The 12206-nt window shown below is 54.3% G+C and carries 12 protein-coding genes; 4 read left to right on the top strand and 8 right to left on the bottom strand.

Going from position 1 to position 12206, the window contains the following annotated elements; all coding sequences use genetic code 11:
• The first annotated feature begins 168 nt into the window (after window positions 1-168).
• The 4 genes from KGB29_RS24610 to KGB29_RS24600 all read left to right on the top strand — a co-directional run bounded on the left by KGB29_RS24610 (window position 169) and on the right by KGB29_RS24600 (window position 4503).
• Window positions 169-1050 carry an McbB family protein gene (locus KGB29_RS24610; RefSeq protein WP_218543954.1) on the top strand — a complete coding sequence of 294 codons (882 nt, stop codon included), beginning with the start codon at window positions 169-171 and terminating at the stop codon, window positions 1048-1050.
• Window positions 1051-1823: 773 nt separating this feature from the next.
• A complete protein-coding gene (locus KGB29_RS24605; RefSeq protein ID WP_150815338.1) occupies window positions 1824-3029 on the top strand; it encodes a YcaO-like family protein in 1206 nt (401 codons plus the stop codon).
• 11 nt (window positions 3030-3040) lie between these two features.
• On the top strand, window positions 3041-3784 hold the full coding sequence (locus tag KGB29_RS28780) for an ABC transporter permease (protein ID WP_150815337.1): 744 nt from the start codon (window positions 3041-3043) through the stop codon (window positions 3782-3784).
• On the top strand, window positions 3784-4503 hold the full coding sequence (locus KGB29_RS24600; protein WP_150815336.1) for an ATP-binding cassette domain-containing protein: 720 nt from the start codon (window positions 3784-3786) through the stop codon (window positions 4501-4503). The genes KGB29_RS28780 and KGB29_RS24600 overlap by 1 nt, the downstream gene beginning before the upstream one ends.
• 69 nt (window positions 4504-4572) lie before the next feature.
• On the opposite strand, the gene KGB29_RS24595 is transcribed toward KGB29_RS24600, so the two are convergent.
• The 8 genes from KGB29_RS24595 to KGB29_RS24560 form a co-directional block, all read right to left on the bottom strand.
• Window positions 4573-4851, bottom strand: coding sequence for a DUF971 domain-containing protein (locus KGB29_RS24595; protein WP_150815335.1), 279 nt, complete (start codon window positions 4849-4851; stop codon window positions 4573-4575).
• Window positions 4848-5810 (bottom strand): HEAT repeat domain-containing protein, encoded by a 963-nt coding sequence (locus KGB29_RS24590; protein ID WP_218543953.1) that lies wholly within the window; start codon window positions 5808-5810, stop codon window positions 4848-4850. Before KGB29_RS24590 ends, KGB29_RS24595 begins: the two co-directional genes overlap by 4 nt.
• Window positions 5807-6655: an ABC transporter ATP-binding protein gene (locus tag KGB29_RS24585; RefSeq protein ID WP_150815124.1), complete on the bottom strand. Its 849-nt coding sequence runs from the start codon at window positions 6653-6655 to the stop codon at window positions 5807-5809. The genes KGB29_RS24590 and KGB29_RS24585 overlap by 4 nt, the downstream gene beginning before the upstream one ends.
• Entirely contained in the window at window positions 6655-7437 is a 783-nt protein-coding gene (locus KGB29_RS24580) for an ABC transporter permease (protein ID WP_150815123.1), read from the bottom strand. Before KGB29_RS24580 ends, KGB29_RS24585 begins: the two co-directional genes overlap by 1 nt.
• 137 nt (window positions 7438-7574) lie before the next feature.
• Window positions 7575-8981, bottom strand: a complete 1407-nt coding sequence (locus tag KGB29_RS24575; RefSeq protein ID WP_191626138.1) for an ABC transporter substrate-binding protein — start codon at window positions 8979-8981, stop codon at window positions 7575-7577.
• Between the two features lie 301 nt (window positions 8982-9282).
• On the bottom strand, window positions 9283-9528 hold the full coding sequence (locus KGB29_RS24570; RefSeq protein ID WP_008050632.1) for a ferredoxin family protein: 246 nt from the start codon (window positions 9526-9528) through the stop codon (window positions 9283-9285).
• 25 nt (window positions 9529-9553) lie between these two features.
• The gene (locus tag KGB29_RS24565) at window positions 9554-11284 is read right to left on the bottom strand and encodes a fumarate reductase/succinate dehydrogenase flavoprotein subunit (RefSeq protein ID WP_218543952.1); all 1731 of its coding nucleotides are present in this window, start codon (window positions 11282-11284) and stop codon (window positions 9554-9556) included.
• Window positions 11281-12033 carry a GntR family transcriptional regulator gene (locus KGB29_RS24560; protein WP_150815121.1) on the bottom strand — a complete coding sequence of 251 codons (753 nt, stop codon included), beginning with the start codon at window positions 12031-12033 and terminating at the stop codon, window positions 11281-11283. Before KGB29_RS24560 ends, KGB29_RS24565 begins: the two co-directional genes overlap by 4 nt.
• Window positions 12034-12206: the final 173 nt, after the last annotated feature.

Raw genomic sequence — 12206 nt, 5'->3', positions numbered from 1 at the left:
GCGGTGGTAGTGGTGGGGGAAATGGTGGCTGTGGCGGTGCAGGAGGCACTGGCGGTGGTGGTACCGGTGGCTGTAGAGGTATGTAGTTGAAACAGATAGTAAAACTCTCTGCTAACTTCCAAAGTTAAAAGGATCTTTCAAAGCGAAAGATCCTGTAGGAGGAGATAAATGCAACTGATATTCTCAGAATTCGACATCATAAGCCTACCTAATGAATCACTAATAATATCTGCCAATGGAGCATCAAAAACCGACTCAAAAAAACTATTAAACGTACTGCAAGAGCTAAAAAAACAACAATCACAAAAAATACCAAAAGAACTTTTCGACAGGGTGGTATCCACCCAAAAATTACCACTAAAAGAAACCTATACGTTCTTGAAGTTCGCCATCGGACTAAAAAATCAACCATCGAAGATATACTTCAAAAAAGTATTGATAGCACATGACTGGAGCAACCGAGAAGAATTCGAAGCAATCATTGATCAAGAGGTAAAATTCGATCACGAAATAGTGAACGATATAGACTCCTTAACTGACCGAGCCAGAGGCAATGCATTTCTAATTAAAATAATCTGCATGCAGTACAACTACTCAAAACTTAAAGACCTGTACTTTTGTTTAGCTGACTCGTCTCCGAGCAGCGCCATCTCAATAGCGTATTTAAGCGGAGATGTTTTTCGTATAAGTCAACCATACATCCAAAACATTGGAAATGCCTGCCATTTTTGTCTTGTAGAGAGGCAATTGAATTATGAAAAAATAAACGAAAGTCGAAACTCCTGGTCTGCCCTATTGAACTTTTGTGTTGACCGAAACATTACGATACCTGCGCCAAACTTAAGCTTGTTGCAGAGAAATCTTGCATTAGGTGCTCTGACAAAAAAAATCAAGCTCCATACGGAGCATAATCAAGGCTTCAGATACCAAGACAACTCTCTTGCATCAATGACTGTAGATTTAAACAGCGGACTGATTACAGAAGAATTGAGCCCTCACTGGCATTCCTGTACCTGCCTGAGATCTAAATATGAAAAATATCCCACATGATTACTATCTGAAATTCCTCGATCAGAAAGTCATCGAGGACACCCTGGAATTCCACAACAAAGGCAACTTCACAATCCATGACTGCGTTCAAAACATTTCCTTACTGCACAACCTTCCACCACAGCTACTTTCAGAGCTAACAGGTAACGAACTGCAATTATATCCCGATATGGATATCACTACGAAAGGGGTGACACTCGAAGCACTAGAGCCTACAAGCACTTTACATCGAAATCAATCATGCGACTTTTTCGACGATCGAGACATAACATTCGAGTCGATAAAGCAATTAATCAACCCACTATTAAGAATTGGCGAAAACACTCATAAAAGAGGATACCCTAGTGCAGGAGCATTATATTCAGTGGAGATATTCTGCTGCTCCCTATCACCTAAAAATACATGGCCATGCCCTGAAAAAATATTACACCTACTACCACACTCAAGAAAATTTGAAATAACACAGGGAAGCTACGACACCAGTCTAATAAAAGAGGCCATTTTGCCCACGGGAAGCAAAATTGGAAATCCCAGCTTAGCCATAATATATGTAATGTATATGCCAAAAGCGCTATTCAAATATAGTTATCGCGGGTACAGATTAGCGCTAATGGAAACCGGATCAATATACATGCTAGTTGATCTTCAATGCAAACATTTAAATATCAAAAGCCGTCAATGGTCTGGGTACACCGACAACATGCTGTGTAAGGCCATCGGATTAAATCCAACTCTATTTTTTCCTGCATGCGTACACTTGATAGGAGGCTAAATTGAAAATTTCAAGTTACAGCAATGATCCCTCACTACCTTCGGAAATGTGGTGCCAGCCCCCATGTATTTTCGACTTCCCTTTTTGCACAGAGATTGGCGATCAATGGAACTCTATAGGGTCAGGAATTGGCACAGGCTCAACATCAATAAAAACCGCCTTGGGCGAATACTTCGAGAGACGTCACTTCTATTTAGAAATATTACCCGACAGCTTTTCGACCCTAGAGAGTGGTCTTACGCCAAAAGAGGTCGGAAATTTTATCAAAGCGTTCAGTCAAACCGCTGCGAAAAACATAAACCTAGCTAACCTGGCGAGTCGCAAATTTAACATGAACTCCGCCATACGTATTTCTGACTTTTCATGCTGTTCAATTCCGACTGTATGTATTTCTCTGACCCACCACAACAGCGACGATGACAACATCTACCCAGGTCGTGACACTTGTGGATGTAGCTTTCATTGGAATCCAGAACTTGCCGTTCTTGGTTCTATTAAAGAATCAATAGAACGCCAATTTCTCACTCGTTTCTGGTTAACCAAACAATGCATAGGAACGATCAAACCAGCCGAAATATCAACTACGATAAAAGCGCTCCCTTCATATGGCCTATTCAACGCACTGACAAAATCAGGACAACTATTAACAATTGACATTTCTGATGATGATTTCCCAGGAGTTTGCCTACTAACAGTTTACGGAAACAATGACCCTGATAGAAATGTTCACTACTGCGCGGGAATGTCTTACTCAGAAAGTCGAGCAGAGGCATTGAACAAGTCTATTCTAGAGCTATGGCAAACATTTCGATTCATGAATTTATTCAGCACTTTACACGGCAACCCAGACTCTCTTAAGGACTCCTATATCCGCCACTTCGTAAAGTGCAACCACTATAAAACATTCGAGGAAATCACATCACAATTAAACTACTACCCACATACATCACGCAACAAAAATCCACCCTACAAACTGGATACTGAAAATCTGATTAAATGTTTGAGAAAAAAGGATATCGAAGGATACCTCTATATAAAAACAACTCAAATAGATGGAGCCAACCACACATTCTGCAAATTCACCTCACCTTCTCTGTTCATGCACATGAACAACTCGGAAAACATAAACATAGTCAACGACTATTCAAGCTCCTTTCGCTTCGAAATATACAACGAAAGAAAAGAAACAATGGTTCCATTCCCATAGAGAAATCAACCATGACTAAAAATATTGTGCCTAGAGTTTTTTCCCTAACGTCCATATTCATGAAAGAACAATTAAAAGAACCCATCGCCTTTTTTTGGATCATGATATCACCTTGCGCGATGTTCTATTTTTTTGCAACAACCAGACAGGATCCAAATTATTTTTCCAGCAATTACATTACGACTTCAGCATGGTTTTATGCCTACATCTCTTCAAGCGTCGCATTATTCGGATTCGCCTTTTATATAATCGGAAGAAGGGAAAGTGGATTCACTCGATCATTTATTTACTCCAAGGAATCAAAACTGATTTTCCTTTTATCGCACTTCATTGCCTACTCGCTAATATCGATATCTTATTGCACAACCTTTTACTTAACGACCAAGTTTCCATTTGGAAACTACGACCTGAATGAACTACTGAATATCGCACTACGCTTTTACATCTGTTTTTTGATGTTTTGCGCTCTCGGGGCTGCATTCTCATTGCTACCGATCAATTTTCAGAACTCTAACACTTTGCTTTCCATTTTTTCGTTCTGCATGTTGATCCTCGGAGTAATGAGTGCTAGCAGATCAAACCACATTACCGACGCTTTGAACCTCGCAAACCCACTAACACTTGCTAGCCAGATAATGGAAGAAGGTCTTGAACCCAACAAATCCATTACAATTGCAATAATTCTTTTATTTATTTCAGTACTGCACAAAACCTTCAAACACCTAAGAATCAATCCCGTATGGAGCCGATACTGATGAAAAAATTCGCGGCGCAGAGCATTGACTTTTCCTATACAGACAGCCCCCTCTTGACCCAGGCATCTCTTGAGGTTGCTCAAGGCGACATTGTCGGCATTCTGGGGCCCAATGGATCTGGAAAAACAACTTTTTTCGATATCGTCTGTGACCTTAAAAAAGCAAAGTCCGGCTTAATAAAAAACGATTTCAGTCACTTTTTATACCTTTCTCAAATCATTTCCACTCCCCCACCATTGCGCATGCGTGACATTTTTAAAATGGTGACTGCGCTGTCATCATGCGAGCCCATGACACAAGATAAAACCTTAAAAAAACTAAGTGAGTGGAGCCCTGCGATAGTTGACCGATACCAAGACATATGGAACAAAAAATCATCGTTATGCAGCTACGGAGAGACACGCTGGTTCTTTACTCTCTCTCTTCTTTCAATTTCTGCAGACTTCGTGATTCTCGACGAGCCTACTGCCGGCGTAGATCCAGAATTTCGTCACTATATTTGGCAATGTCTTCATGGTGCCGCCAGGGAAGGCACCGCTATTCTTGTTTCCTCGCACAATGTTGATGAGGTAATTAACCATTGTGATTATTTTTACATGATTAGTCAGCAACGCTTCAATCGCTTTACTAATGGTAGTGAGTTCATGCATCGGTATGGTGTAAAGACTGTGGACGATGCGTTTATCCGAGCCGTTACTGAACCTTTATTCGCAACATAAGCAACTGGATGCGCACACGGGGGAGTTGCCACAGACCGCGACAGTTCCCGATGAGGAATGGAATTCGATTCAGTTGGTAAGTCCAGCAAGATACGCCCACGGATAAATCCCCCGCTCATGCCCATCGCTGAACACCAGTTGCAGTCCATACCCCTGCGAGTGCAATTCAATAACCCGAACCCGCCCATCAACCATCGGCACCATTCCCCGCATGCGAAACGCCCGGCACTGCGAACACGGGCACTGGCGACGCAATTCGGCATGGTCCAACACCTGTTCGCGACCATCCGGCCAGTTCAGTCGCAACTGCTGTTTGCTTCGAGAATTACCCACCGCCAGCGGATTCATTGCAGTTGACTCAAGGCAATGCGCACGGCCTTGCGCACTTCCGGGTCGCCGTCGTCCTGCGCGGCCTGCAATGCCGCGATGGCCCGCGAGTCGTTCAATTCACCCAGGGCCAGGGCGGCTTCCTTGCGCAGGTTGCTGATGCGGTGGCCGAGGGTGTCGATCAACGCATCGAGCGCCGGTCCATAACGCAAGCGACCGAGACTGCGGGTGGCGCGCAGACGCACTTGCCAGTAATCGTCGCCCAAGGCGTCGATCAGGGCCGGGCCGGCGTCGAGGTGGCCGACCTTGCCCAGGGTGGTGGCGGCTTCTTCGCGGACTTGCCAGGCAGCGTCGCGCAAGGCCTGGCGCAGGGCCGGCAGCACCTGCGCGTCAGACGCCAGGCCCAACGCCCCGGTGGCGGCACGCCGAACTTCCGTGTCCGGGTCAGCACTGGCCAACCGCGCCAGGGCCGGCAAGGCATCGAGTTGCTTGAGCCAACCGAGCACGCCCACCGCCTCGCGGCGCACGCTGGCGCTTTCATCGTCCAATGCAGCGGCAGCTGCCGTGGCGGCATCGGGGCAACGCAACTCGCGCAACGCCCTGAATGTGGCAATGCGTACACCGCTGTCGGCGTGCCCGGTCCACGGCAGAATGACCCGGCCCGCCGCTTCACTCTTGAGCAGGCTAAGGCTCTGCGCTGCGGCCGCCTGCACCGCCGGGGATGGATCCGTCAGCGCCTGGCACAACGCCTCGACTACGGGCTCGTCCTCCCAGGCTTCCAGCAACCGCGCGGCTTCGGCGCGAACGTCTGCAATCGGGTCTTCGGCCAGCCGATTGATCAACCACTGCAGGCCATCCGGCTCCTCGAGATCGGCCAGTTCGATCAGCGCGATCCGGCGTATGCCGGGGTCGTCATCGGTCAGGCGCGGTTGCAGGGCAAGAATGTCGTCGTTATCGGTTACATCGAATAGTGAGGTCATAGGGCAAATCGCGGCAGTTTGTTTTCAGGGGGAAGTCCGAGCGGGTTCAGGCGCGGCAGTTGCCGACCGTCTTCGTGGCGCAGGAGTTCGAGGCAATGGCGCTTGAGGTGCGAGAATTCAGGGCGGGTCATCAGTTCCGTGCTGCGCGGCCTGGGGAAGTCCAGGCGCAGGTCTTCGATGATTCGCCCGGGGCGCGAGCTCATGACCAACAGGCGATCAGCGAGGAACAGCGCTTCGTCGATGTCATGGGTGACAAACACCACGGTGGTGCGGATGCGCGACCAGATATCCAGCAGCAGTTCCTGCATGTTCAACCGGGTCAGGGCATCGAGGGCGCCAAAGGGTTCGTCCATCAACAACAGGCGCGGACGGTTGACCAGCACCCGGGCGATTTCCACCCGTTGCTGCATGCCACCGGAGAGCTGGTCGGGCCAGCGCCCGGCAAAACCTTCGAGGCCCACCAGGGCGAGGATTTCATCCGCCGCCTTGTGCCGTTCGGCCTTGCCGACGCCACGCATTTTCAGGCCGAAGGCGACGTTGTCACGCACCGTGCGCCAAGGAAACAGTGTGTGCTGCTGGAACACCATGCCGCGCTGGGGCGATGGGCCCGACACCGCTGCGCCATCGACATTCAGCATGCCCGTGCGCGGTTGCAGGTGGCCGGCCAGGGCGCCGAGCAAGGTGGACTTGCCGCAACCGGACGGCCCGAGAATGCACACGAACTGCCCTGGCTCGATCTGGCAGTCGAGGCCCTGTACCGCTTCGAAAGCCGCGCCCCCCTCGCCCAGGCTGATCGACAGCCCGCGGATGTCGATACGCCCTTCCAGGTGTTGAAAAACGCTCATCAGGCTTTTCCTCGTGGTCGATGCCAAGGCGTGAAAAGCCCGCCCAGACGCTTGATCAGCAGGCTGCTGCCCATGCCGAGCACGCCGATCAGCAACATGCCGACGACGATGTCGGCGTAGTTCTGGATGGTGTAGGACTCCCAGGTGTAATAGCCGATGCCGAACTGGCCGGAGATCATTTCCGCCGTCACCAGGCAGAACCACGAGGTGCCCATGCCGATGGCCAGGCCGGTGATGATGCTCGGCGCAGCGCCCGGAAGAACGACCTCCAGCAGGATTGCCCGGCGCCCTGCCCCGAGGCTTTTCGCCGAGGCGATCAGCCGTGGATCGACGCCTTCGACGCCGTGCACGGTGTTGAGCAGGATCGGGAACAATGCGCCGGTGAAGGTGATGAACACCATCGACAGTTCCGACGAGGGAAACATCAGGATCGCCAGGGGAATCCACGCCACTGCCGGGATCGGGCGCAGCACCTCCAGGGGCGGCAGCAAGAGATCTTCGGCCCATTTCGAGCGACCGATGGCCAGGCCCAGGGCCACACCAATGATCAGCGCCGCGAGGTAACCGGCGAACACCCGGCCGAGGCTGCTACCCAGGTGCTGGGCGAGCTTGCCCGAGTCGCCGAGGCCGAGGGCGGCTTCAATGACCGCCACGGGTGTCGGGACATTGGCGAAGGTCACCAGGCCGAGGTTCCAGTGGTGGCTGGCGGCAAGTTGCCAGAACAGCAGGCAGAGCAGCAAGGATGCGGCTCTGGGGATCCAGCGTATAGATGATAGGTACACAATTCCTCCTCACAACCAAGATCTCTGTGGGAGCGGGCTTGCTCGCGAAAGCGGTGTTTCAGTCAACTCAGATGCTGAATGTTGATCCGCATTCGCGAGCAAGCCCGCTCCCACATTTGCCCGAGGGGTACTTGGGATTAGCGAACAGCCACGGCCTGGGCAGTGGCATCAGTGAAGTCGAGGACCTTGCCGCCCTGCGCCGTGGCGAACTGTTGGGCCTGGCCTTTGAGCAGGAACGCGCTCAGCTGCCCTTTCCCGTCGGTGGCAAACCACGCCTGATCCGCCAGCAGCTTGATCCCGCTGTCGCTGGCCTGGGCGTACACCGCGCGGATGCTCCGGCCTTCCTGCTTGAGGCTGGCCAGCGCGGCAAACGCCGCTTGCGCCGAGGCGTACTGGCGGACTTTAGGCTCGCCGCGCACCCAGATTTCCGCCACGTGGCTGAAGTCGGTGATGGTTTGGCCGCTGGCGGCATCGACGGCCTTGAGCGGCGCCTGCCCGTAACTGGCCAGTTGCGCGCGGTAGTCCAGGTTCGAAGCCTTGAAGGCGGCGCGGATGTATTGGTCGTCAATGAAGGTGTTGAGATCCAGACCGCGATCGGCCTTCTTCAACAACTTGAGGGTATCGATGGCGGTGCCCACGGCCTGACGGTATTCCGGCTTCCAGCTCAGGTCGCGGGTCTGCACACCGAGTGGGCCATGGAACAGATAATTGACCTCGGCATCGACCCCGGTGACCTTGGCGATCAACTCGCTGTATTTCTCCGGCTCAGCCGCCAGCAGCTGGTTGGCTTCGATACTCGCCCGCAGGTAAGCGACGACGATTTCCGGGTACTTTTTCGCATAGGCCTGATCGACCAGCGCACCGTGGAAGGTCGGCGCGTTGGCCTGGGCGCCGTCATAAATCTTGCGGGCGAAACCACGGCTGGGGAACAGTTCGGCGAAGGGCACGAAGTCAGCGTGAGCATCGATCTTGCCGGCCTGCAACGCGGAGCCGGCGACTTCCGGCGGCTGGGCAATGATGTTCACGTCCTTGAGCGGGTCCCAGCCCTGGGCCGCGACGGCGCGCAACAGCATGCCATGGGCAGTGGAAGCGAACGGCACGGAAATGGTCTTGCCCTTCAGCTCTGCCAGCGACTGCACACCCGATGCGCTCGGTACCACGATGCCGTTGCCACTGCCCTTGATGCTGCCCGACAGCACGCTGATAAACAGGCTGTGCTTGCCCGCCGTTTCGAACGCTACGCCGTTGAACGCGCCGGGGAAGTCGGCCATGGCGCCGAAGTCGAGTTTGCCGGCCACCATTTCGTTGGTCAGGGGTGCGCCGCTGGTGAAGTTTTTCCACTGCACCTCGTATTGGGCGTCCTTGTAGGGGCCATCGTGGGGCAGGTATTTGTCCAGTAGACCGAGTTCGCGAATCAACAATCCGCCGGCGGCGCAGTTGATGGTGGTGTCCTGGGTACCGATGGCAATGCGGATGGTTTCGGCCGAGGCCGACAGGGTGAATGAAGCCAGTACCAGACCGGCCAAAGCTGCACGCAACATCATGAGTGTTTCCCCTCGAATCATTTATAGGATGTTCGTCTCCGCCACGATCAGGGCGCGGTGGGAAACGAGGGGTGTCTTGAATCAGGCGTCCGGTGGTGCCGGATGGCGTTTTGGGTTGTTCGAGCGGGCCTCATCGCGAGCAAGCTCGCTCCCACAGGTTTTTCTGGTGTATGCAAGACTTGCGACTGGCCTCGATCCACTGTGGGAGCGGGCTTGCTCGCGAATGCGTCCTTTCAGTCAATGAAGATGCCAGCTGCGCCGGCCTCATCGCGAGCAAGCTCGCTCCCACAGGGACAGTGTTTCAGCGCAGCAGGTACGGGATTTCGACTTTCACCGCACCCGTCGGACAGTCCTTTTCACAGGGCATGCAGTACCAGCATTCGTCGAACGCCATGTAGGCCTTTTGCGTGGCCGGGTTGATCGCCAGCAGGTCCATCGGGCAGACGTCGACGCACACGGTGCAGCCTTTGTGGGCGATGCATTTGTCCTCGTCGACGGTGACGGGGGCGTTGGAGCGGAAGAAAATTTCCTGGGCTTGATAGGCCATTTCACGGTCTCTCTTGGGGTGATGCTCAGGCGGCATCCGCGCCGACCCGCAGCCGGTCGTAGGCCTGCATCTCGTCGGCATCGAGCGGGATGATGTAAGGCTCGACGGCTTTCTTGAAACTGCTCATCAAACCGTTTTCGTCTTTCTTCAGGTGGCAATGGCAGAACCAGTCGCGGTCGTTGCGTTGCGGGTGATCGACGCGATGGTGGTAAAGCCCCCAGCGGCTTTCGGCGCGGAACAATGAAGCGCGGGCGGCCATTTCGGCGCAGTCGCGGATCATGCTGACTTCCATGGCGCGCATCAGCTCGTGGGCGTTGTGCGCCTTGATCTGGTCGAGATCGCGCTGGATGTCGCTGAAGCGCTGCAGGCCGATCTGCATCTTCCTGGTCACTTTCGGCGGTTGCAGGTAGTCGTTGACCAAGCGCCGCAGCTTGTATTCGACCTGGGCTGGCGGCAGGCCGTGCTCACGCTCCAGCGGTGCGTAGACCCGTTGTTTTTCGGTTTCGATCTGCCGGGCATCCAGCGCTGAAAACTTGCGCCCGGCGACAAAATCCGCCGCGTTCTGGCCAGCGAACCACCCATAGGTAAACGCACCGAGCATGTAGTTGTGCGGCACCGCAGCCATGTCTCCAGCCGAGTACAAGCCCTTGACCGAGGTCTCGGCCTTCTCGTTGACCCACACCCCCGACGCCGAATGCCCGCTGCAAAAACCGATTTCCGAGATGTGCATCTCGACCATCTGCGTGCGGTAGTCGGTGCCGCGATTGGCGTGGAACTGGCCGCGACTCGGACGCTCGTTGCTGTGCAGGATCTCTTCGATGTTCTGGATGGTTTCCTCGGCCAGATGATCGAGCTTGAGGAACACCGGGCCATTGCCGCTTTCCAGTTCCTGATGGAACTCCCACATCATCTGCCCGCTCCAGTAGTCGCACTCGATGAAGCGTTCGCCCTTGTTGTTGGCGGTGTAGCCGCCCAAGGGGCCGGTGACGTAGGCGCAGGCCGGGCCGTTGTAATCCTTGATCAGCGGGTTGATCTGGAAGCATTCCAGGTTCGCCAGTTCGGCCCCGGCATGGTAGGCCATCGAGTAGCCGTCGCCGGCATTGGTCGGGTTTTCGTAGGTGCCCATCAGGTAGCCCGAAGACGGCAACCCCAGGCGTCCGGCGGCACCGCAAGCGAGGATCACCGCCTTGGCCTTGATAACGTGGAAGTCCGCCGTGCGGCAGTCGAAGCCCATCACGCCGTTGACCGCGCCGTCTTCATCCGTCAGCAATCGGGTGCAGACCAGGCGATTGGTGATACTCACCCGCGCGCGCTTCAACTGCCGATAGAGGACTTTCTTGATGTCGTGCCCTTCCGGCATCGGCAACACATAAGCGCCCATGTGGTGGACCTTTTTCACCGCGTAGTCGCCGGTTTCGTCCTTTTCGAATTTCACGCCCCAGCGGTCCAGTTGTTCGATCGTTTCGAAACTGTGGGTGGCATAGGCGTACACCGCGGTCTGGTTGACGATGCCGTCGTTGGCGATGGTGATTTCCTTGGTGTACTGCTCCGGTGTCGAGTGGCCGGGAATGATCGCGTTGTTCAGGCCGTCCATGCCCATGCTGATCGCGCCGCTGCGCTTGACGTTGGCCTTGTCGATCAACAACACCCGCAGGTCGCGGTTGCGTTCCTTGGCCTTGATCGCCGCCATGGGGCCGGCGGTGCCGCCGCCGATCACGACGATGTCGTATTCCTGCTCCAATGTGCTTCGGGTCATGCCTGCTCCCCTTTTTCCCGGTCGATCCGCAGGCGGTACTGGAAGGCATCGCCACGGTAGTAAAGGTGTTCGAAGTCCAGCGGCCGACCGTCGACATCGTGGGTCAGACGCTCGATGCGCATGATCGGCGAGCCAGGTTCAACGTTCAGCGCGTGGGTCAGGTCGCTATCGGCCAGTACCGCATCGATGGCCAGGTCGGCGTGCCCCAGGGTCAAGCCGCAGTCGTTTTCCAGGATCAGGAAAATGTCGCGGGTGACCAGGTCGGCTTTTTCCAGGCGCTCGCCAATGGCCTTGGGCAGGTAAGTGATTTCCAGGGAAACCGGCTCGCGATTGATCAGGCGCACACGTTTGATCTGCGCCACGACCTCGCCTTCGGCGACCTGCAAACGCTCGGCCACGAGCTTGTCGGCGGCAATGAACTTGAAGCTGCGCAGGCGGTTGATCACCTCATAGCCGCGATCGGTCATGGACTCGGCCAAGCCTTGCAGGGTGCTGACGTTCTGGAAGGTTTTCGGCTTGGCGACGAAAGTGCCCTTGCCGTGGATCTTGAAGATCAGCCCTTCCTTTTGCAGATCGCCCAAGGCCTGGCGCACGGTGATGCGGCTGACCTTGAACAACGCGCCAAGCTCGCTTTCTGAAGGCATCTGGCTGTCTTGCGGGTATTCGCCGTCGAGGATGCGGGCGCGCAGCACATCTCGCAGCTGGGTGTGCAACGGGACGCTGCTCAGGGATAGAACGTTATCGGTCATGGCAGATCACTTGTTATAACGAGTTATGACGTGATCTTAGATAAGTTATGACAGGGTTGAGAAATACCGAATGCGCATAAGGTTAGAAGTGCGGAGCAAGAACAAATGTGGGAGCGGGCTTGCTCGCGAAGGCGGTGTGTCAGTCAACTCAGATGTTGAATGTTGAACCGCAT

Source organism: Pseudomonas sp. BF-B-30, assembly GCF_019956305.1.
GTDB lineage: Bacteria > Pseudomonadota > Gammaproteobacteria > Pseudomonadales > Pseudomonadaceae > Aquipseudomonas > Aquipseudomonas jessenii.
The sequence above is the reverse complement of the archived record's forward strand: the minus strand, read 5'-3'. Positions and strand labels throughout refer to the sequence as shown.